This is a genomic window from Pseudomonas sp. NPDC087342 (assembly GCF_044744265.1).
In the GTDB taxonomy this organism is placed as follows: Bacteria; Pseudomonadota; Gammaproteobacteria; order Pseudomonadales; family Pseudomonadaceae; genus Aquipseudomonas; species Aquipseudomonas nunensis.
On record NZ_JBIUXZ010000025.1, the window covers coordinates 1 to 20,724 of the forward strand.

21 protein-coding genes and 1 pseudogene are annotated in these 20,724 nt (G+C 60.6%); 11 read left to right on the forward strand and 11 right to left on the reverse strand.

Translation table 11 applies throughout. From position 1 onward, the window contains the following. Positions 1-72 precede the first annotated feature (72 nt). A pseudogene (locus tag ACIOYV_RS28270) lies at positions 73-1,662 on the reverse strand (ATP cone domain-containing protein); the annotation flags it as partial. 731 nt (positions 1,663-2,393) lie between these two features. On the opposite strand from ACIOYV_RS28270, the gene ACIOYV_RS28275 reads away from it, so the two are divergent. Continuing rightward, positions 2,394-3,119, forward strand: coding sequence for a response regulator (locus ACIOYV_RS28275; RefSeq protein ID WP_054054827.1), 726 nt, complete (start codon positions 2,394-2,396; stop codon positions 3,117-3,119). Continuing rightward, complete coding sequence (locus ACIOYV_RS28280; RefSeq protein WP_054054829.1) at positions 3,116-4,726, forward strand: ATP-binding protein; 1,611 nt, start codon at positions 3,116-3,118, stop codon at positions 4,724-4,726. The genes ACIOYV_RS28275 and ACIOYV_RS28280 overlap by 4 nt, the downstream gene beginning before the upstream one ends. 154 nt (positions 4,727-4,880) lie before the next feature. Here ACIOYV_RS28280 and ACIOYV_RS28285 read toward each other — a convergent pair whose 3' ends face one another. After that, positions 4,881-5,600 (reverse strand): 4'-phosphopantetheinyl transferase, encoded by a 720-nt coding sequence (locus ACIOYV_RS28285; RefSeq protein WP_401329070.1) that lies wholly within the window; start codon positions 5,598-5,600, stop codon positions 4,881-4,883. A 179-nt stretch (positions 5,601-5,779) separates the two neighbouring features. Next, positions 5,780-6,571, reverse strand: a complete 792-nt coding sequence (locus ACIOYV_RS28290; protein WP_401329073.1) for a dienelactone hydrolase family protein — start codon at positions 6,569-6,571, stop codon at positions 5,780-5,782. 146 nt (positions 6,572-6,717) lie between these two features. On the opposite strand from ACIOYV_RS28290, the gene ACIOYV_RS28295 reads away from it, so the two are divergent. From ACIOYV_RS28295 to ACIOYV_RS28305, 3 genes are all read left to right on the forward strand, one after another. Further along, positions 6,718-7,320 (forward strand): hypothetical protein, encoded by a 603-nt coding sequence (locus tag ACIOYV_RS28295; RefSeq protein WP_401329076.1) that lies wholly within the window; start codon positions 6,718-6,720, stop codon positions 7,318-7,320. 120 nt (positions 7,321-7,440) lie between these two features. Further along, the gene (locus ACIOYV_RS28300) at positions 7,441-8,118 is read left to right on the forward strand and encodes a response regulator (RefSeq protein ID WP_054054836.1); all 678 of its coding nucleotides are present in this window, start codon (positions 7,441-7,443) and stop codon (positions 8,116-8,118) included. Next, complete coding sequence (locus tag ACIOYV_RS28305) at positions 8,115-9,461, forward strand: ATP-binding protein (protein WP_054054838.1); 1,347 nt, start codon at positions 8,115-8,117, stop codon at positions 9,459-9,461. Before ACIOYV_RS28300 ends, ACIOYV_RS28305 begins: the two co-directional genes overlap by 4 nt. 135 nt (positions 9,462-9,596) lie before the next feature. Here ACIOYV_RS28305 and ACIOYV_RS28310 read toward each other — a convergent pair whose 3' ends face one another. Next, entirely contained in the window at positions 9,597-10,595 is a 999-nt protein-coding gene (locus ACIOYV_RS28310; RefSeq protein WP_401329080.1) for an AraC family transcriptional regulator, read from the reverse strand. Positions 10,596-10,934: 339 nt separating this feature from the next. Between ACIOYV_RS28310 and ACIOYV_RS28315 the strand changes: the two genes are divergently transcribed. Next, entirely contained in the window at positions 10,935-12,269 is a 1,335-nt protein-coding gene (locus tag ACIOYV_RS28315; RefSeq protein WP_163912923.1) for a dicarboxylate/amino acid:cation symporter, read from the forward strand. A 144-nt stretch (positions 12,270-12,413) separates the two neighbouring features. Continuing rightward, positions 12,414-13,595 (forward strand): CaiB/BaiF CoA transferase family protein, encoded by a 1,182-nt coding sequence (locus tag ACIOYV_RS28320; protein WP_401329084.1) that lies wholly within the window; start codon positions 12,414-12,416, stop codon positions 13,593-13,595. 89 nt (positions 13,596-13,684) lie between these two features. Here the strand turns inward: ACIOYV_RS28320 and ACIOYV_RS28325 are convergent, their stop codons facing one another. Beyond that, positions 13,685-14,179, reverse strand: coding sequence for a SprT family zinc-dependent metalloprotease (locus ACIOYV_RS28325; RefSeq protein WP_054054846.1), 495 nt, complete (start codon positions 14,177-14,179; stop codon positions 13,685-13,687). Positions 14,180-14,319: 140 nt separating this feature from the next. Then, positions 14,320-14,922: a Yip1 family protein gene (locus ACIOYV_RS28330; protein ID WP_054613819.1), complete on the reverse strand. Its 603-nt coding sequence runs from the start codon at positions 14,920-14,922 to the stop codon at positions 14,320-14,322. Positions 14,923-15,372: 450 nt separating this feature from the next. Between ACIOYV_RS28330 and ttcA the strand changes: the two genes are divergently transcribed. Together ttcA and ACIOYV_RS28340 are read left to right on the forward strand one after the other, a co-directional pair. Further along, the gene (gene ttcA / locus ACIOYV_RS28335; protein ID WP_163912927.1) at positions 15,373-16,197 is read left to right on the forward strand and encodes a tRNA 2-thiocytidine(32) synthetase TtcA; all 825 of its coding nucleotides are present in this window, start codon (positions 15,373-15,375) and stop codon (positions 16,195-16,197) included. A gap of 177 nt (positions 16,198-16,374) precedes the next feature. Next, positions 16,375-17,049, forward strand: coding sequence for a DNA-3-methyladenine glycosylase I (locus ACIOYV_RS28340; RefSeq protein WP_054054851.1), 675 nt, complete (start codon positions 16,375-16,377; stop codon positions 17,047-17,049). Positions 17,050-17,167: 118 nt separating this feature from the next. Here the strand turns inward: ACIOYV_RS28340 and ACIOYV_RS28345 are convergent, their stop codons facing one another. Genes ACIOYV_RS28345 through arsC form a run of 3 tightly spaced genes read right to left on the reverse strand, consistent with a single transcriptional unit; the run spans position 17,168 to position 18,541 of the window. Continuing rightward, positions 17,168-17,593 carry a DUF2069 domain-containing protein gene (locus tag ACIOYV_RS28345; protein ID WP_054613821.1) on the reverse strand — a complete coding sequence of 142 codons (426 nt, stop codon included), beginning with the start codon at positions 17,591-17,593 and terminating at the stop codon, positions 17,168-17,170. 1 nt (position 17,594) lies between these two features. Continuing rightward, complete coding sequence (wrbA, locus tag ACIOYV_RS28350; protein ID WP_265040354.1) at positions 17,595-18,191, reverse strand: NAD(P)H:quinone oxidoreductase; 597 nt, start codon at positions 18,189-18,191, stop codon at positions 17,595-17,597. Continuing rightward, positions 18,188-18,541: an arsenate reductase (glutaredoxin) gene (gene arsC / locus ACIOYV_RS28355; protein ID WP_401329091.1), complete on the reverse strand. Its 354-nt coding sequence runs from the start codon at positions 18,539-18,541 to the stop codon at positions 18,188-18,190. The genes wrbA and arsC overlap by 4 nt, the downstream gene beginning before the upstream one ends. A gap of 114 nt (positions 18,542-18,655) precedes the next feature. Between arsC and ACIOYV_RS28360 the strand changes: the two genes are divergently transcribed. Continuing rightward, a complete protein-coding gene (locus tag ACIOYV_RS28360; RefSeq protein WP_290028439.1) occupies positions 18,656-19,123 on the forward strand; it encodes a TlpA disulfide reductase family protein in 468 nt (155 codons plus the stop codon). A 171-nt stretch (positions 19,124-19,294) separates the two neighbouring features. Here ACIOYV_RS28360 and ACIOYV_RS28365 read toward each other — a convergent pair whose 3' ends face one another. Together ACIOYV_RS28365 and ACIOYV_RS28370 are read right to left on the reverse strand one after the other, a co-directional pair. Further along, positions 19,295-19,699: an META domain-containing protein gene (locus tag ACIOYV_RS28365; RefSeq protein ID WP_054054860.1), complete on the reverse strand. Its 405-nt coding sequence runs from the start codon at positions 19,697-19,699 to the stop codon at positions 19,295-19,297. Beyond that, positions 19,699-20,133, reverse strand: coding sequence for a hypothetical protein (locus tag ACIOYV_RS28370; RefSeq protein WP_054054862.1), 435 nt, complete (start codon positions 20,131-20,133; stop codon positions 19,699-19,701). The genes ACIOYV_RS28365 and ACIOYV_RS28370 overlap by 1 nt, the downstream gene beginning before the upstream one ends. Before the next feature lie 134 nt (positions 20,134-20,267). On the opposite strand from ACIOYV_RS28370, the gene ACIOYV_RS28375 reads away from it, so the two are divergent. Continuing rightward, positions 20,268-20,720: a hypothetical protein gene (locus ACIOYV_RS28375; protein WP_401329096.1), complete on the forward strand. Its 453-nt coding sequence runs from the start codon at positions 20,268-20,270 to the stop codon at positions 20,718-20,720. Positions 20,721-20,724 lie beyond the last annotated feature (4 nt).

Here is a 20,724-nt window from a genome sequence, read left to right on the forward strand (position 1 = left end):
CGTGAACCAGGCTGAACACCACCGGGACGAACAGCAAAGTGGCGGTGGTGGCGAGGATCAGGCCGCCGATCACAGGGCTTCGTAGTACTCGTAACGCTCTTCGAAGGCCTTGCCGGTCAGGTCGTGCAGGTCCGGAACTTCGGACGGCGAGAACAGGGTCCACTTGCCGTCATCGAAGACGCGCTTCATGAACAGGTCAGGGATCCAGTTGGCAGTGTTCATGTCGTGGGTACGACGACGATCATCACCGGTGTTCTTGCGCAGTTCGATGAACTCCTCGATGTCCATGTGCCAGGTTTCCAGGTAAGCACATACAGCGCCTTTGCGCTTGCCACCCTGGTTAACGGCTACAGCGGTGTCGTTCACCACTTTCAGGAACGGAACAACGCCCTGGGATTTGCCGTTGGTGCCCTTGATGTACGAACCCAAGGCACGAACCGGAGTCCAGTCGTTGCCCAGGCCGCCAGCGAATTTCGACAACATGGCGTTGTCGTGGATCGCGTGGTAGATGCCCGACAGGTCATCCGGCACGGTGGTCAGGTAGCAGCTGGACAGCTGTGGACGCAGGGTACCGGCGTTGAACAGGGTCGGAGTCGACGACATGTAGTCGAAGGACGACAGCAGGTTGTAGAACTCGATCGCACGGTCTTCTTTGTGCTTCTCTTCGATCGCCAGGCCCATGGCCACGCGCATGAAGAAGATCTGCGGCAGTTCGAAGCGGATACCGTCCTTGTGGATGAAGTAACGGTCGTACAGGGTTTGCAGACCCAGGTACGTGAACTGCTGATCGCGCTCGTGGTTGATCGCCTTGCCGAGTTTTTCCAGGTCAAAAGTGGCCAGGATCGGGTTCAGCAATTCGAATTCGATGCCCTTGGCGATGTAGGCCGGCAGCGCCTTGGCGTACAGGTCGACCATTTCGTGGTGAGTCGCGCTCTCGGCAACTTCCAGGAAGCTCAGGCCTTCGGCACGCAGGGTGTCCATCAGCAGGCGGGCGGTGACGAACGAGTAGTTCGGCTCACGCTCGACCAGCGTACGGGCGGTCATCACCAGAGCGGTGTTGACGTCGGTCAGGGCCACGCCGTCGTACAGGTTTTTCAGGGTTTCGCGCTGGATCAGGTCGCCGTCGACTTCTTCCAGGCCTTCGCACGCTTCGGTGACGATGGTGTTCAGGCGGCCCATGTCCAGAGGAGCAAAGGTGCCATCGGCGCGGGTGATGCGGATCGACGGGTGAGCGTTGACTGCTTCTTCGGCCGGGGCGTGGGCGGCGCGTTGTTTCGAACGACCGTCACGGTAGATCACGTAGTCGCGAGCGACTTTCTGCTCGCCGGCACGCATCAGGGCCAGTTCGACCTGGTCCTGGATTTCTTCGATGTGGATAGTGCCGCCCGAAGGCATGCGACGCTTGAAGGTCGCGGTGACTTGTTCGGTCAGGCGGGCAACGGTGTCGTGGATTCGCGACGAGGCGGCAGCGGTGCCGCCCTCAACTGCGAGAAACGCTTTGGTGATGGCGACGGTGATTTTGTCATCGGTGTAAGGAACGACAGTCCCGTTACGCTTGATCACGCGCAGTTGGCCAGGCGCGGTGGCGGACAGATCCGAAGACGAATCAGCAGCCTGCGGCAAGGTGCCCTGCGGGTTCTCGCGAGTTGTGTCGGTTTGCATGGGGGGTTGTCTCCACATTCTCTATGTTTGTTTGGGCACCATCACGGTGCCCACCGTTCTGTCCTGAAGCACTACAACCGACGGGTATCGGGCATAACGACTTCTGGGCAGTAGGAAAAAGGCTAATGATGTAGCTTCCTTGCCGAAGTCTTGGTTGCGAGCCTGGGCTCGAAACCGGGTTCCTTCCTGGGTGCCAGTTATGACTGCAACACCCGTACCGTTCTGGCCGCTCTGGCCTGAAAAAACGGTGCCATCCACTTGTGCGGTTTGGGCTTTGAAAATCTCGCTTGGTTCAACCGTAAACAGGCAATAAAGCGCTTGAGTTTCTGGTCTGAAATGTGGTTGGGCTTTTAATCAAAAACCCTACATGTAGGGTTTTTTTAGCGCCGGGGTACAAGATAGTGCGTTTTGGGGAGTGTTGCAACGTACTACCTGTGGATAACCCTGTGCGTAAATTGTGGGTGGAAGGTGGAACGAGCGTGTAAGCCGCGACGCTGCTGGATCGGGCCGTTTTTCATCGATTTACAATGATTGAAAACAGCCGTTTGGATTTTTAAGGGCGCGAACCCTATCACAAAAAACCGGGTTGTCCGAACGCATTTGCCGACTTGTTTTCTCACCGGGCGACGTTTATACAATCGGCCGTACGCACGCATTCTTATCCTCCCCAATCATTACAAAAAGACGGGGGGATCCTTCCTTATTAGTGTTGTTGGCAAGCAGAGGTCACCGTGGAGCAGCAAGAAGCCTGGCAGGTATTGATTGTCGAAGACGACCAGCGTCTGGCCGAACTGACCCGTGATTACCTCGAAGCCAATGGCCTGCGCGTGGCAATCGAAGGCAACGGCGCACTGGCCGCCGCGCGGATCATCAAGGAGCAGCCAGACCTGGTGATCCTCGACCTGATGCTCCCCGGCGAAGATGGCTTGAGCATTTGCCGCAAGGTGCGCGACAAGTACGACGGCCCGATCCTGATGCTCACCGCCCGCACCGACGACACCGATCAGATCCTCGGCCTGGACCTGGGCGCCGACGACTACGTGTGCAAACCGGTGCGCCCACGCTTGCTGCTGGCGCGGATCCAGGCCTTGTTGCGCCGCAGCGAAACCCCGGAAGTGGCCCCGGAAAAACTCCGGCGCTTGCAGTTCGGCCCGTTGGTGGTGGACAACGCGCTCCGCGAAGCCTGGCTCAATGACCAAGGTATCGAACTGACCAGCGCCGAGTTCGACTTGCTGTGGCTGCTGGTGGCCAACGCCGGGCGCATTTTGTCCCGGGAAGAAATCTTCACCGCGTTGCGCGGCATCGGTTACGACGGTCAGGACCGTTCCATCGATGTGCGCATCTCGCGCATCCGGCCGAAAATCGGCGACGACCCGGACCATCCACGGCTGATCAAGACCGTGCGCAGCAAAGGCTACCTGTTCGTGCCGGAAGCCTGCGTAGACCTGCCCCTGTGAATTCGATCTTCCTGCGCATCTACGGCGGCATGTGCGCGGCGCTGATCCTCGTGGCCGTGCTCGGCGTGCTGGCGCTGCACCTGCTCAACCAGGTGCGCAGCGAGCAATACCGCGAGCGCCTGGCCCACGGCACGTTTTCGCTGATGGCCGACAACCTGCAACCGATGAACGAAACCGAGCGCCACCGCGCCTTGCTGGTGTGGGAGCGCCTGCTGGGGATTCCCCTAGCGTTGCAAACCTTCGCCCAGACCGACCTCGACCTGACCCAGCGCACCCGCGTGCTGCGTGGCCAGGCCCTGGTCGAGCAGACCGGCCCGCATGCGGCGAAGGTTTATCGTTTGGTCAGTGACAAGGAACAACTGGTGCTCACCGGCGAAGTGCAGCAGATCAGCGAGCAACTGGCCCGGGCGACCATTTACCTGCTGGCCGATGAACTGGTGCGCTACCCGGTGGCCGAGCAACCCAAGCGCCTGGCGCAGTTGAAGGAAGACAAAGGGTTTGGTTTCGACCTGCGACTGGTAAAGGTCGAACAGGCGGACATGGACGAAGACCAGAGTCGCCGGGTGTCCGAAGGCGATACGGTGATGGCGCTGGGCAAGGGGGGCGATTCGATCCGTGTCTTCGCCGGCATGGTCGGTACGCCGTGGGTGCTGGAAATCGGCCCGTTGTTTCAGATGAACCCGTATCCGCCGGAGTGGCTGGTGCTGATCGCCGCCTTGGGGCTGACGCTGATCGGTTTGATCGTCTATCTGTTGGTGCGGCAACTGGAGCGCCGTTTGCGCGGACTCGAAGCCGCCGCCACGCGCATCGCCAAGGGCAGCCTGGAAACCCGCGTGCCGGCGCGCGGCGCGGACTCGGTCGGGCGCCTGGCGTCGGCGTTTAACGGCATGGCCGAGCACTTGCAGCAGTTGCTGGCAATTCAGCGTGAACTGGTGCGTGCGGTGTCCCACGAACTGCGCACACCCGTGGCGCGCTTGCGTTTTGGTCTGGAAATGATTGGCTCGGCCACCACGCCCCAGGCCCTGGAAAAGTACCGCGAAGGCATGGACCACGACATCGAGGACCTCGATAAACTGGTCGACGAGATGCTCACCTACGCGCGGTTGGAGCAGGGCTCACCGGCGCTGAATTTCCAGCGGGTCGATCTGGATGCGCTGGTCAATCAGGTGATCGAGGAGCTGGCGCCGCTGCGCGCGGAAGTCACGGTGCAGCGCGGGTTGTGCCTGTCCGCCGCCGATTGCGACGATGCCTGGGTCGAAGCCGAACCGCGTTACCTGCACCGAGCCTTGCAGAACCTGGTCAGCAACGCCATGCGCCATGCGCAGTCGCGGGTGACCGTGAGTTATCAGGTCGGGCAGTTGCGCTGTCGGGTGGACGTCGAAGATGACGGGCCGGGCGTGCCGGAAATTGCCTGGGAGAAAATCTTCACCCCGTTCCTGCGCCTCGATGACAGCCGCACCCGCGCCTCGGGCGGGCATGGATTGGGCTTGTCCATCGTGCGGCGAATTGTGCATTGGCACGGCGGGCGGGCGCTGATCAGCAAGAGCAAAAGCCTGGGCGGGGCGTGTTTCAGTTTGAGTTGGCCGAGGAATCAGGAGAAGCGGTGAGATCGTTGGTGCCTGGACAATCGCCTTCGCGGGCAAGCCTCGCTCCTACAAGGGCGGGGGCGGGCATGATGCGAAACCTGTGGGGCGGGCACGACGCGAAACCTGTAGGAGCGAGGCTTGCCCGCGAAGAGGCCCTCCCAGACGCTACAAATCTTCAGGCCTTGATACTGACCAAACTCAACAACTGCCCATCCTGCACCCCAAACTGCGCTTCCAGCTCCGTGCCGTTGCGCCACTCGCTGGACAAGTCTGTCAGCAAGCGCAATCGCACCTGACCACCCACCGTCCACTCCAGCACTTCTGCGTGTTCAAAATAAAACCGCTGCTGAACGATCGGGTACAGCGCTTTGAACAGGCTTTCCTTCACCGAAAAGGTCAGCGTCACCAACAACGCCAACTGATCTTTCGCCCCGGCGGCCATGCGCTGCAACTCCGGCGGCGTGAGGATTTCCCCGGCCAGGCGTTCGGCTCGTTCGAAGTTGAGGAGGTTTTCCAGGTCCATGCCCAGCCCGCGCCAGTGCGCCTTGTTCGCGACAATCGCCGCGGCGCGGCCGGTGCTGTGGGTGATTGAACCACTGATGTGCGCAGGCCAGACCGGGGCACGGTCTTCGCCAATGGCCGGGATAAAACTCAACCCTTCCAGTTGCTGCAACGCGGCCCGGGCGCAGACCCGCCCGGCGAGAAACTCGGCCTGACGCTTGGCCACCGACCGCTGGATGCTCGCCGGCGGCGCAATGGCGCTGCGCTGGAAGTCATCGCTGGCCAGTTGCGAAGTGTCGAAGTGAGTGCTCAACAGCACGCAATCGGGCAGCACGAAAGGCAACGGCCAGTGAGGCTCGAGTGGGGTGCAACAGGCGGGAAGGGCTGGATTCATATCAGGCATTTTGCCGGGTTGTCCGGGGGCTGGGTAGTGCAAAGGTTCAGATCGGTGGCGCAGCCATTCGCGGGCAAGCCTCGCTCCTACAGGTTTTGGTTTGATCGCCCGATCGGGGCACGACACAAATCCTGTAGGAGCGAGGCTTGCCCGCGAAGGCCGTTACTCGGTCTACCCGCTCAAGCAAAGATCTTCTTGAAGAACGCCTTCATATCCGCCCACGAGCTCTCATCCGCCGCTTTGTTGTAGCCAATATCCGGCCCGCCATGATCGCCATGGCCCAACCGATCCGCATCCGGATTGCTGAACCCATGCTTGGCGTCCTTCAGGCTGACAAACTTATAGTCCGCGCCAGCCTTGTCCATTTCCGACTTGAACGCCGCCACGTTGTCCGGGGTGATCATGCTGTCCTTGGCGCCATGCTCGACGAGGATTTTTGCTTTCACACTGCCCGGCGCTGCCGGCGTATTGGTCGCCAGCGCCCCGTGGAAACTCACCACGCCTTTCAACGGCAAGCCCTGACGCGCCGCATTCAGCACCACGCCACCGCCGAAGCAATAACCGATGGCCGCGAGTTTGTCCGGGTCGGTCTGCGGCTGTTGCTTCAACAGATCGAGCCCTGCCTGGAAGCGTGCGCTGGCCACCGCGCTGTCCTTCAGCGCTTCTTGCATGAACGCCATGGCGTCCTTGGGATGCTCGGTGTTCTTGCCGCCGCCATACATGTCGATGGCCAGCGCGCTGTAACCCAACCCGGCCAGATCCCGGGCACGGCGCTTGGCGTAATCGTTAAGGCCCCAGAATTCATGCACCACCACCACGCCCGGACGCGGGCCTTTAATGGCGTCGTCGTAGGCGTAGTAGCCGATCATTTTCGTCCCGTCGGTGCTCTGGTAAGGGATTTCCTGGGTCTTGATCGCAGCCTGGGTCAGCCCGCTCAAGGCCAGCAAGACAAGGGCGAGGAACATGCGCATGGTCGGATCTCCTGCAAAGAAAGTCGTCAAATCAGCCTAGTCGATTTGATTCAGCTTAGGTTCAGAGTGCGTTCAGGGGGAGTTCAGGGCTGGGTCAGTAACCTTGCCCCGTACCCAAAAAGCGATAGCGCATAAGGAAACTTCCTATGACTGGATTGAAAAAACTGCTTCTGGCTTTCACCGTTTTGAGCGCCAGCGCCGCTGCCCACGCCACCGACGAAACCTTCGCCGGCCTGACGCTCGGCCAAACCAGCGACAAGGTCAAAAAATCCCACGCCTTGAACGACAACCTCAACAACCCGAACGCCGACGGCGTGATCGGCAAGGACACCACCTGGGGTGTGCGTCTGGGCCAGCAGAACAGCCAGGGCCGTTACTACGCCACTTACGACAACGTGTCGGGCTCGCACAATGGCATTAAACTGCGTCAGGAAAACCTGCTGGGCAGCTACGATCTGTTTTACCCGGTGGGCGGCAGCACTAAATTGTTCGGCGGTGCCACGGCCGGTATCACCAAGATGACTCAAGAGTCCCCAGGCTTCAGCCGCGACAGCGACATCGGTTACGCCCTCGGCGGCCAGGTCGGTGTGTTGCAGCAAGTTTCCCAGAACACCTCGGTCGAGCTGGGTTACCGTTACCTGCGCAGCAATGCCAGCACCGAGATGAGCGAGCGCGGTGGTAGCAAACAAGGGTCGCTGGCCTTGAACAGCAGCGCCCAGACGTACCTGTCTGCCAACTACGCTTTTTAATAAGCGGTTCGTGACAGACCTGCGCCGGGTCACCCAAAACGGGTGATCCGGCGTTGCCATGTTGACCCTCGAGGCATCTGCACATGCCTCTGGAGATGTTGTTTTGCCCGGGAGAGCGTTATGAAACTGCTGGTCGTCGAAGATGAAGCGCTGCTGCGCCATCACCTGCAAACCCGCCTGACGGATAGCGGCCACGTGGTCGAGTCCGTGGCCAATGCCGAAGAGGCGCTGTACCAGACCGAGCAGTTCAACCATGACCTGGCGGTGATCGACCTCGGCCTGCCGGGCATGGGTGGCCTCGACCTGATTCGTCAGCTGCGTTCCCGGGGCAAGACCTTTCCGATCCTGATCCTCACCGCGCGCGGCAACTGGCAGGACAAGGTCGAAGGCCTGGCCGCCGGCGCCGACGACTACGTGGTCAAGCCGTTCCAGTTCGAAGAGCTGGACGCCCGGCTCAATGCCTTGCTGCGCCGTTCCAGCGGCTTCACCCAGTCGACGATTGTCGCCGGGCCGCTGCTGCTCGACCTCAATCGCAAGCAAGCCTCCCTCGACGACCAGCCGCTGGCGCTGACCGCTTACGAATACCGGATCCTCGAGTACCTGATGCGCCATCACCAACAAGTGGTGGCCAAGGACCGCTTGATGGAACAGCTGTACCCTGACGACGACGAGCGCGATCCGAATGTGATCGAAGTGCTGGTCGGCCGCTTGCGCCGCAAACTCGAAGGCCCGGCCGGGTTCAAGCCGATCGACACCGTGCGCGGTCTCGGTTACCTGTTCAATGAGCGCTGCACTTGATTCGTTCCCTTCGCGTCCGCCTGATGCTCGCCGCCACCCTGTTGGCGGTGTTGTTCATGCTGGCGTTGCTGCCGGCGATGCAGGGCGCGTTCAGCCTGGCGTTGCAGGATTCCATCGAGCAACGCCTGGCCTCGGACGTCACCACGTTGATCTCCGCCGCGCGGGTGGAAGGCAACCGCTTGCAGATGCCTTTGCAGTTGCCCGACGAGCGATTCAACCTGACCGACAGCCGTTTGCTCGGCTACATCTACGACCGCGAAGGGCATCTGGTCTGGCGTTCGAAAGCCACCCAGGAAGAGAACATCAACTACAAGCCGCGCTATGACGGGCGCGGTAACGAATTTGCGCGGATTCGCGAAGCAAACGGCCAGGAATTCTTCGTCTACGACGTCGAGGTCAAGTTGCTCGGCGGCAAAAGCGCGGCGTTCAGCATCGTCGCCCTGCAACCGGTGCGCGAGTACGAAGTTACCGTTGAAGGCCTGCGGGAAAATCTCTACCTCGGCTTCGGCGCCGCGTTGCTGGTGCTGCTGGCGTTGCTGTGGATCGGACTGACCTGGGGCTTGCAGGCGTTGCGCCGCTTGAGCCAGGAACTGGATGAGATCGAAAGCGGCACCCGCGAGAGCCTCACGGAAGAACACCCCCGTGAATTGCTGCGCCTGACCGGCTCCCTAAACCGTTTGCTGCACAGCGAACGTGAACAGCGCAGCCGCTACCGCGACTCCCTCGACGACCTGGCCCACAGCCTGAAAACCCCGTTGACCGTGTTGCAAAGCGTCAGCGAAGACATGGCCCAGCGGCCCGAGGATCGAGATCAGGCGTGGGTGCTGCAATCGCAGATCGAACGCATGAGCCAGCAGATCAGCTATCAACTGCAACGCGCGAGCCTGCGCAAAAGTGGTTTGGTGCGCCATCAGGTGCGCCTGCGCCCGGTGCTGCAAAGCCTGTGCGACACGCTGGACAAGGTCTACCGCGACAAGCGCGTGCGGGTGGCTTTCGATTTGCCGGAGCAGTGTTACGTGCCGATCGAGCAGGGCGCCTTGCTGGAAATGATGGGCAACCTGCTGGAAAACGCGTATCGCCTGTGCCTGAGCGAAGTGCGCATCAGCGTGCGCGAAACCCTGAGCGGAATTGAGCTGTGCGTGGAAGATGACGGGCCGGGCGTGCCGCCGGACCAGCGTGCGCGGATTCTGCAACGCGGCGAACGCTTGGATCGTCAGCATCCGGGGCAGGGGATTGGCTTGGCGGTGGTCAAGGACATCATCGAGAGCTACAGCGCCAAATTGACCCTGGGGGATTCGGCGTTGGGCGGGGCGGCGTTCCGGATTCATTTTCCGGCGGTTTGATCTGAGTCGGCGGCGTGCCGGCTGACGCCATCGCGAGCAAGGGATTTTTGGTGAGCTCGCGATTGTGTTAACGCCCCAGATCAAATGTGGGAGCGAGCTTGCTCGCGATGAGGCCGGCCCAGTCAGCAAATACCTTCAGTTCTCCTGCGCCCGATAAGCCCCCGGCGTCAATCCAGTCCACTTCTTGAACGCCCGGTGAAACGCCGAAGGCTCTGAAAACCCCAGTTGCTCGGCAATCTGTTGCAACGACAGATCCGCCCGCCCCAGGTGATAAATCGCAATATCCCGCCGCAACTGGTCCTTCAACTCCTGAAAACTCGACCCTTCTTCACGCAAATGCCGACGCAGGGTCTGCGGGCTGATGTGCAGGTGCGCGGCCACGGCCTCGAGGTCTGGCCAGCGCGCGCTGTCGCGGCTGAGCAAACGGCGTAACTGACTGCTCAAACTGTCGCCGTCGTCCGGGCGTGACAGCAGGTCGGCGGGGGAGCGTTCGAGGAAATGCTTGAGGGTTCGCTCGTCCTGCAACAACGGCATGCTCAGGTAGCGGCTGTGAAACAGCAGGCTGCTCTGGGCCGTCGAAAACGCCTGTGGGCAGGGAAACAGCAGATCGTATTCGGCGCCGTGATCGGGTCTCGGGTAGCTGAACGTGGCCTCCTCCAAACGGATGCGCTGGCCGATCAGCCAACTGCCGAGTCGATGCCAGATCACCAGCAGGCATTCACTGAGAAAGTGATCCGGGTCCCACAACTGCGAATCGTCGAGGCTCAAGCGGATCATTTCGCCTTCGCGGCTCAGGGTCAGGCGCGGAGCCTCGGGGAATAGGCTATAAAACAATAAGCCGCGATGCAGTGCTTTCTCCAGGCTGCGGCAATGGATGATGGCATGGCACATCATGGCGAAACTGCCGGTTTTGCTCGATGACTGGCCGAAGCCCAGGTATTCGTCGTCCAGCGCCAGCCACAGGCCCTGGATCAGGCGGGTGAACTGCTCCGGCGCGATGCGTGCCCGCGGCTCGTCGAGCAACTCGGGGCTGATCCCCAGTTGTAACAACAGGCCGGAATAATCATAGCCACGCCGACGCGCGCCACCGAGGGCGGCACGGGCGAAATGACTGGCGATGGTGCGTTCGCGCATAACAGGCAGGTCCATCCATTAAGCGGCCGATGGTAGCCGCAGCACTTGGCGATGAACAAGGCGGATATCCGCCATATTGTAGGACGAGGTCGGGGCGATAGGCGGAAATCCGCCACATTGGCGTAACCGATCGGTGACAAAGAAAACCCTGCAGCCCTTGATGTCAAAAGGCTTGCAGGGAATTCGGCGAAGGTGGCACGGGCTTTGCGATACAACGAGCAGATGCCTGCCGTTGCGCAGCTCGACAAAACAAATCCCTCCAGTGCAGGAGGGTTCGCAAATGAAGTGTCACGGGCAACAGATGGATGTTGTGATGGGGCACTCTTGAGGAACTTTGCAATGACGACTCGTCAGCCACTGTACAAATCCCTGTATTTCCAGGTAATCGTTGCCATCATCATCGGTATCCTGATCGGTCACTTCTATCCGCAGACCGGTGTGGCCCTCAAGCCGCTGGGTGACGGGTTCATCAAACTGATCAAAATGATCATCGCCCCGATCATCTTCTGCACCGTCGTCAGCGGTATCGCGGGCATGCAGAGCATGAAATCGGTCGGCAAGACCGGCGGTTACGCGCTGCTGTACTTCGAAATCGTTTCGACCATCGCACTGCTGGTCGGCCTGGTGGTGGTCAACATCGTCCAGCCGGGTGCCGGCATGCACATCGACGTGACCACGCTGGATGCCTCCAAAGTCGCTCAATACGTCGCCGCCGGTGCTGATCAAAGCGTCGTTGGCTTCCTGCTGAACGTGATCCCGAACACCATCTTCGGCGCGTTCGCCACTGGCGATATCCTGCAAGTATTGATGTTCTCGGTGATCTTCGGTTTCGCCCTGCATCGCCTGGGTGCCTACGGCAAGCCGATCCTGGACTTCATCGATCGCTTCGCTCACGTGATGTTCAACATCATCAACATGATCATGAAGCTCGCTCCTATCGGCGCCTTCGGTGCCATGGCGTTCACCATCGGTGCCTACGGTGTCGGTTCGCTGGTGCAACTCGGTCAGTTGATGGCGTGCTTCTACATCACTTGCCTGCTGTTCATCCTGATCGTGCTGGGCGGTATCGCTCGCGCTCACGGCTTCAGCGTGCTGAAAGTGATTCGCTACATCCGTGAAGAACTGCTGATCGTGCTGGGTACTTCTTCTTCGGAATCGGTACTGCCACGCATGCTGATCAAAATGGAGCGCCTGGGTGCACAGAAATCTGTCGTAGGCCTGGTGATTCCAACCGGTTACTCGTTCAACCTCGACGGTACCGCGATCTACCTGACCATGGCGGCCGTGTTCATCGCTCAGGCGACCGACACCCACATGGACATCACGCACCAGATCACCTTGCTGGTGGTGTTGCTGCTGTCCTCCAAAGGCGCTGCCGGCGTGACCGGTTCGGGCTTCATCGTACTGGCTGCGACCCTGTCGGCTGTAGGCCACTTGCCGGTTGCCGGTCTGGCGCTGATCCTCGGCATCGACCGCTTCATGTCCGAAGCCCGCGCACTGACCAACCTGGTCGGTAACGCTGTTGCGACCCTGGTCGTGGCCAAGTGGGTCAAGGAACTGGACACCGACGTGATGCAAGCCGAGCTGGCTTCTGGCGGTCGTGGCATCTCCGACGAGCGCGTAGAAGACGACCTGGGCGTGGCCGAAGGCCCAACCCCAAGCAACGTCAAATAAGACACGCTGCAATGAAAAACCCGCTTCGGCGGGTTTTTTAATGCCTGCAGTTTGAGCGAAACGGTCATTTTTGCTGACCCATCAGGTGATTGCGACAATGCCCTCGGCTGCCTAGTCTGGGGGCATCGCTCACGGAGTATTCCCATGCTTGGTCCACTGGCATCACTCAAGATTCTGGATTTCTCGACACTGCTGCCGGGGCCGTTCGCCTCCTTGTTGCTGGCGGACATGGGCGCCCAAGTATTGCGCATCGAATCGCCCACTCGCATGGACCTGCTGCGTGTGCTGCCGCCCCACGATCAAGGTGTCTCCGCCAGCCACGCTTACCTCAACCGCAACAAGCGCAGCCTCGCCCTGGACCTCAAGCAGCCCGAGGCGCTGGCGGTGATCAAGCAACTGCTGCAGGACCACGACATCGTGCTGGAGCAGTTCCGCCCCGGCGTGATGGAGCGCCTGGGCCTGGGTTATGAAGCGCTGAAGGCGATCAATCCGAAACTGATTTACGTCTCGATCACCGGCTACGGCCAGACCGGCCCCTACAAGGACCGCGCCGGCCACGACCTCAACTACCTGGCGCTGGCGGGGCTGTCGAGTTACACCGGCCGCGCCGACAGCGGTCCGGTGCCGTTGGGCATGCAGGTGGCGGATATCGCCGGTGGTTCGTTGCATGGGGTAATCGGCCTGCTGGCAGCGGTGATCGCCCGGCAGCAAACGGGGCAGGGCCAGCACATCGACGTGAGCATGACCGACTGCGCCTTCAGCCTCAACGCCATGGCTGGCGCCGGATACCTGGCCTGCGGCGTGGAGCCGGGACGCGAAGAGCAGATGCTCAACGGCGGCAGCTTCTACGACTATTACCGTTCGCGGGATGGACGCTGGTTATCGGTGGGCAGCCTGGAACCGGCCTTCATGCAGCAACTGTGTTCGGCGCTGGGGCGCCCGGAACTGGCGGCCCAAGGCCTGTCGCCCAAACCCGAGCAGCAACAGGCGCTGAAGAATGAGTTGAAGATGGAATTCGAAAAGCACGACTTTGCCGAACTGTGCGAGTTGTTTGCCGGGGTCGATGCGTGTGTCGAGCCGGTGTTGAGTTTGGGCGAGGCGGTGCGGCATCCGCAGTTAAAGGCGCGGGGCGTGGTGACTGAGGTGCCTCGCGGTGACGGGACGAATCAAGCGCAGATGGCGTGTCCGTTGAAATTTTCCGAGGGGTTGCCCGAGCCGCGGTTTATTGGGGCAGCGGTGGGCGAGCATACGGATCAGGTGTTGGGGGAGTTGGGGTTTAGTGCGCAGCGGATCGAGGAATTGCGGCGTGCCAAGGTGGTTGTGTAGCGCCTGGTCCGGCGCATTCGGATCGGCGCAAACCTTGTAGGAGCGAGGCTTGCCCGCGAAGGGGCCAGATCAAACACCACAAATCCGACTTATTCGACCCGCATCTCCCCACTAAACACCAACGTGCTCCGGCACCGCCGGCACAAATACCGCCGCCCCTGCCGCACCAGACTATGCCGCTGCGCCGAGAACGGGAAATCGCTGTCGGCGCACGGGCATTTGTAGATGTAGCGGGTCACGCTACGGCGTTTGACGTCGTAGGTGTGGCAGCGGTTGGGCGGCAGTTCGTACACGCCGCGCATGATCAACTGCCACTCTTCGCCGTGGGGCTGAATGCTGTCGCCAAACAGTTGATGGGCGATCAGGTGCGCGACTTCGTGGGCTACGGTCTGCTTGAGGAAGTCTTCGGTGTTTTCCCGGTACAGCTGCGGGTTGAAGCGCAGCAGGTTCTCGTGCAAATGCGCGACACCGGCTTTTTGCCCGCGCAGCTTGAGGCTCACCACGGGGCGTTTGAAAGGTCGTTTGAAAAAGGATTCGGCTTGTTGGAAACAGTCTTCGACGCGGGTATTGAGTTGCTCGGGCATGCTTGATGGATCTCCAGAGATGTCGAGTATGCCGCAACCCCCGGGACTTGCGAATCAGTGAGGCGCCGAATGGTCGTCGCCGCACATTAGAAGGCCGCCTTGCGGCGGCCTGTGTTGGCAGATCTTGTTCTGTGAAAAGACTAGTTCGTATAGACCGGCCCCACGCCGAGTCCCCAGACAATAACGGTAAACGCCATGATCGCCACCAGCACCACCAGCCCGACGGCGAGCACCGAACTTGAAAACAGGAATCCCTCGTCAGATGGAATGTTCATGAAAGTCGGCAACCCCACATACAGCAGGTACACCGTGTAGCAGATCGCGGCGGTGCCAACGATCATCCCCAGCCACATATGTGGATACAACGCCGCCAGACCGCCGACGAACAGCGGTGTCGCGGTGTAAGTGGCAAATGCGACGCAACGGGCCAGGCTCGGGTTGGCGTCATAAGTACGGGCCATCCAGTGGATGAAGGCGCCCATCACGGCCACGCCGCCAAGCATCGCCACGTACGACATGATCGTCATCCATAGCGCGCTTTCTGTGGTCAGCATCACCGGCGCCCGACTGCCAATGACCCAGCCGACCTGGGTGGTGCCGATAAACGCGGACACAGCCGGGATCGCCGCCAGGATCAGCGTGTGGGTGAGGTACATGTGGCTGATGCTTTCCTCCTGGTCGCCACGGATTTCTTTCCATTCCTGGTCGGGGTGGGTGAAGAGCCCCACTACGTGATGGATCATGCCAGTCACTCCTCTTGTTATTACCATCGCCCCCCAGCGGAGCGCCTACGGGCCAAAGTGGCCAAGTAAGTAAAGGTCTGGATATGTGTGCGACCTTATGTCGCAGTATAGAAAGGTCTTAACGGCGCAGGTTGCAGGGCGTTAGAGCAAATCGCGCTGTAAACAACCCTGCTAATCGCGTGCGGGTCTGTTCATTTGCAAGCCAAGGGACCCGTAGCAGCTGGCGAAGCCTGCGTTCGGCGACGAAGTCGTCGTAAAACCAGCCACCTCGGTGTATCAGACGAATCGCGTATACCGGATTAGCGACGACTTCGTCGCCGAACGCAGGCTTCGCCAGCTGCTACAAAGAGCGCGTTGGTTCACAGAGAGGCGGCAATCGGCAGGCACTTCGCCCATGATGTATTTTTGCGTAAAATGCCGGCCTTTCGTCACACCTCACGGATTCGCGTCATGGGCACTCTCACGGTCAACCAGAACAAACTGCAAAAGCGCCTTCGCCGCCAGGCCGGTGAGGCTGTTGCCGATTTCAACATGATTGAAGACGGCGACAAGGTCATGGTCTGCCTGTCCGGTGGCAAGGACAGTTACACCCTGCTCGACGTGCTGATGCACTTTCAGAAGGTCGCCCCGATCAAGTTCGATATCGTGGCCGTGAACATGGACCAGAAGCAGCCGGGTTTTCCCGAGCACGTACTGCCGGCGTACCTGAAAGCACTGGGCGTCGAGTACCACATCGTCGAGAAAGACACTTACTCGGTGGTCAAGGAACTGATCCCGGAAGGCAAGACCACCTGCTCGCTGTGCTCGCGCCTGCGTCGCGGCACGCTGTACACCTTCGCCGATGAAATTGGCGCGACCAAGATGGCCCTCGGTCATCACCGCGATGACATCGTCGAGACGTTTTTCCTCAACATGTTCTTCAACGGCACGCTCAAGGCCATGCCGCCGAAACTGCGTGCCGACGATGGGCGCAACGTGGTGATCCGCCCGTTGGCCTACTGCAACGAGAAAGACATTCAGGCCTACTCGGACTTCAAGCAATTCCCGATCATCCCGTGCAACCTCTGCGGCTCCCAGGAAAACCTGCAACGCCAGGTGGTCAAGGACATGCTGCAAGAGTGGGAGCGCAAGACCCCGGGCCGAACCGAAAGCATTTTCCGCAGTCTGCAAAATGTGCAGCCGTCGCAACTGGCGGACCGCAACCTGTTTGACTTCACCAGTTTGAAGATCGACGAAACCGCGGCCTCGCGCTTCGTCAATGTCGTCAATCTCTGAACAACCCCATGTGGGAGTGAGCCTGTGGTGAGGGGGCTTGCCCCCGTTTGAGTGCGTAGCACTCACAAAATCTCCAGCATGCCGGCGATTTTGGGGCCGCTTCGCAGCCCAACGGGGGCAAGCCCCCTCGCCACAGCCGCTCCCACAGGTTATGTATTTCAATCCTCAGGAGAGGGCATGCGCGATTACAAGTGGCTACACGAGTACTGTCTGAACCGTTTCGGTTCGGCGGCTGAACTGGAAGCCCATCTGCCGGTTCCCAAGACCCCGGCACAATTGCGCAAGATCAGCGATGACCGTTACCTCTCGACCATGGCGCTGCGGGTGTTTCGCGCCGGGCTAAAGCACAGCCTGGTGGACGCCAAGTGGCCGTCCTTCGAAGAGGTGTTCTTCAAGTTCGACCCGGAAAAAGTCGTGCTGATGAGCGCCGAGCACCTCGAGCGCCTGATGCAGGACGCGCGGATCATTCGCCACCTGGGCAAGCTCAAGAGCGTGCCGCGCAATGCGCAGTTCATTCTGGATGTGGCCCATGAAAAAGGCAGCTTTGGCGAACTGATCGCCGAGTGGCCGGTAACCGACATCGTCGGTTTGTGGACCTTCCTGAAAAAACGCGGTCATCAACTGGGCGGGCTGTCGGCGCCGCGCTTCCTGCGCATGGTCGGCAAGGACACGTTCGTGCCGAGCTACGACGTGGTCGCGGGGTTGAATGCACAGAAGATCGTCGACAAGGTGCCGACCAGCCAGCGGGACCTGGCGTTGGTGCAGGATGTGTTCAACCAGTGGCATGAACAGAGTGGCGGGCGGGCGATGAGCCAGATTTCGATGATGCTGGCGTATACAGTGAATCATTGAGACCGGGTCGCGCCCTTCGCGAGCAAGCCCGCTCCCACAGGGGATCTGTGGTGTTCACAAATAATGTGTCCACTGAAGACCCAATGTAGGAGCGAGGCTTGCCCGCGAAGGCGTCAGATCAGGCGACCGAAATCTCGCCTTCACCCGCCAACTTGCGATTCAACTGAAACCGCCACCGCACATACAGCAACGCCGAGCAAAACACCGCCAGGCTCGCGCCCATTTCCAGCAACCCGAACAGCTGCCGGTTCGGGTCATACGCGGCCAGCGCGCCCTTGATGAAATACAAATTCACCACAAAACACATCCACGAATGCCCGCGCGCACTGCCGACAATCATCCCCGGTGCGAGCAACAGCAGCGGCACCAGTTCGATCAGCAAAATCACCCACGGCCGCGCGCCATGCAGGTCGGCGACCAGCAGGTAGTAGGCGCACAGCAACCCCACCAAACCGAAATAGCACAACAGGCTGACCGCTCGCATTGCCTTGACGCGCGGTTCGAGCCATTCGATCGAAGGCAGAATCTTCGGCTTCTTCGCCATATCAGCCCTCCAGCTTCTGCGCGGTCTTGCCCAGGCGCAGACCCAAGGCCCGGCACAGCGCGACTTCATGCTCGTTCAAACCCTGTTTGCCATCGGCCCCGGCGTGATGGCTGGCGCCGTACGGCGTGCCGCCGCCACGGGTTTCCAGCAACGCCGACTCGCTGTAAGGCAGGCCAGTGATCAACATGCCGTGGTGCAGCAACGGCAACATCATCGACAGCAGAGTGGTTTCCTGGCCGCCGTGCAGGCTGGCGGTGGAGGTGAAGACGCCGGCCGGTTTGCCGACGAGGGCGCCGGTCAGCCACAGGTTGCTGGTGCCGTCGAGGAAGTACTTGAGCGGCGCCGCCATGTTGCCGAAGCGAGTCGGGCTACCGAGGGCCAGGCCTGAACAGTTCTTCAGGTCGTCGAGGCTGGCGTACAGCGCGCCTTCGTCCGGGATGTCCGGCGACACCGCTTCGCACTCGGTGGAGATCGCCGGCACGGTGCGCAAACGCGCCTCCATTCCCGACTGCTCGACACCCCGGGCAATCTGCCGGGCCATTTCATTGGTCGAGCCGCTGCGGCTGTAATACAGAACCAGAATGTACGGCGCGCTCACGGCAACAGCTCCAGCACTTTCTCCGGCGGACGGCCGATGACGGCTTTATCGCCGACTTTCAGGATCGGCCGCTCCATGAGTTTCGGGTGCGCCGCGATGGCCGCGATCAATTGCGCCTCGCTGAGGGTGGCGTCGGCCAGGTTGAGGGTTTTGTATTCGTCCTCACCGGTGCGCAGCAATTGCCGGGCATTGATGCCGAGCTTTTTCAGCAGGCCCTGGAGTTGCGCGGCGTCCAGTGGCGTTTCGAGGTAGCGGACCACGGTCGGGGTCAGGCCACGGGCTTCGAGCAGTTCGAGCGCACCGCGGGATTTCGAGCAGCGCGGGTTGTGATAAAGCGTCAGATCGGTCATGTGCGGGTCGCATCTTGCGTAAGGTGACGGCTATTCTAACTGTGCAGCGCCCAATCCAGAACCTCGGGAGGCGATGGGTCGCAGGCGCATTCAATTTTGAACAAGGAACATGACATGACAAGGCGATTGGCGGCGGCATTGGCGATCATCGGGGCGCTGATGCTGGGGGGCTGCGGCAACGACTATGGCATCGATCAGGATGGCCACAAAGTGTCGGCCGGGCGTCTCGATAAACAGTGGGTCGTGCTTAATTACTGGGCTGAGTGGTGCGGCCCGTGTCGAACGGAGATCCCGCAGTTGAATACCCTGGCCGAAGAACTCAAGGCCAAGAAGATCGGGGTGTTCGGGGTCAACTTCGACAATGTGCAGGGTGAAGAGCTGAAAAGCGCCAGCGAGAAACTGGGGATCAAGTTCACCGTGCTGGCGCAGGATCCGGCCGAGCTGTTTGATTTGCCGCGCAGTGAAGCGTTACCGGTGACCTACATCATCGATAACAAGGGCAAAGTGCGGGAGCAGTTGATGGGCGAGCAGACAGCGGCGGGGGTGATGGCGAAGCTGGAAGAGTTGAAAGCCACGAATTGAGCAGATACACGATCTGTAGCAGCTGGCGAAGCCTGCGTTCGGCTGCGAAGCCGTCGTGAAGTCAGCGCATGCGGTCTTACAGAAAGACCGCATGCTCAGGGTTTACGACTGCTCCGCAGCCGAACGCAGCCTCGTACCTCGGCAGCTGCTACAAGGGCTGCGGCGCGTCAATCAACCCTCTTCAAGCCACCAACGCAACGGCTTGCCTTCGGCTGGCCAGAAGCGCATCTGGTCGATCGGGGAGATGTCCCAGCGCTGGACGTTTTCCAGGGCTTGCAGGAAACGCTTTTCCTGCTCCATCAACGCCGGCGCGCAAAGTTTGCGGGTGCTGCCGACTTTGCCGAAGGTCAGCTTGTCGCCGTCCAGGGTGTACGGCGCGAACCAGTGGTTGCAGCCGCCGTTGCCGTAGGCGCGACCGTCGTCACCGAGGGTGATGGTCAGGTGGCTGTAATCCATCAATGGACGTTCGCCGATCCATTCCAGAATGTAGCTGCGGTTCTGTTGCAGTTGAACCGGTTCGGCGGCGCAGCCCATCAGACTGGCGCCAACCATGGCCGCCAGAGCAAGGTGTTTCATCACGCAGGCTCCTGGCATTTCGGGCACAGGTGTTTCTCGCCGGCGGTGGTCCAGCCCAGCTCGGCAATCCGCGCAGTGGCGGCAGGCTTTTCGGCCTTGTTGCCCAGCTTGGCGTCGACCGCGAACTCGAAGCTCAGTTCTTTGGCGCAGCTGTCGCAGTTGACCTTCCAGGTGTGGATCGCCAGTTCGCCGAACACCGGACCACTGGCCACCGCGACCCATTGGCCGGGTGGGTTGATCAGGTGGCGAACGGTTTCGACGGTCAGGCGCATGGACAAGTCCTTGCTGCCTTTGAGGGTGACCACCAGGACGTCATTATTGCGAATCGAGCCGCCGTTGCCGGTGACTTGATAACGCCCCGGCACCAGGGCGCGGCATTCAGTCAGGGTGTGCTGCGGGTTCATCAGGCTGTAGCGGAAATCGTGTTCGACCATGGGTCCTCCAAATATGCGCGGTATGCTAGCACGGGCATCAACGCAGCATGGCGCGGGCATGTGACCTTCGATCAGGTTCAAATCATCCACCCACTCATGGCACACTGCCGCTTTTGCACCTCTAAGGAATGGAAATGGCCCTGACCGAATGTTTTGAATGCAAACAGAGCATCAGCTCTGAAGTGATTTCGTGCATTCACTGCGGCGCGCCGGTCGCGGCAAGGCGAGCGACTTCCTCCCAGGCTGCACCGATCTCCTTCGGGCATCGGCCGCGGGATGAGCAGGTGCCTGAAGTGTCGACCGTCGATCCCGAACCAGAACCGCAAGTCGAGCCAACCCCCGAAATTCCGGCTGCGCCCGTTTCCCGGCACCGACGCCGGGGAGCGCCGGTGAATGTGCCGGCGACCGATGCGTGGACAGACACGGCGCGCCCAGTGGAAGGTTGGCTGAAAATCATGGCATTTTTACTGCCAGCGTTTTTCGTCTGGTTTCTGCTGCGTCCTGGACATTCCCTGCAACAGCGCCTGATCGGTTTCGGCTGGCTGGCACTGTTGATCCTGGCGTCCTCGATCAGCCCCAAACCCTGAGGTT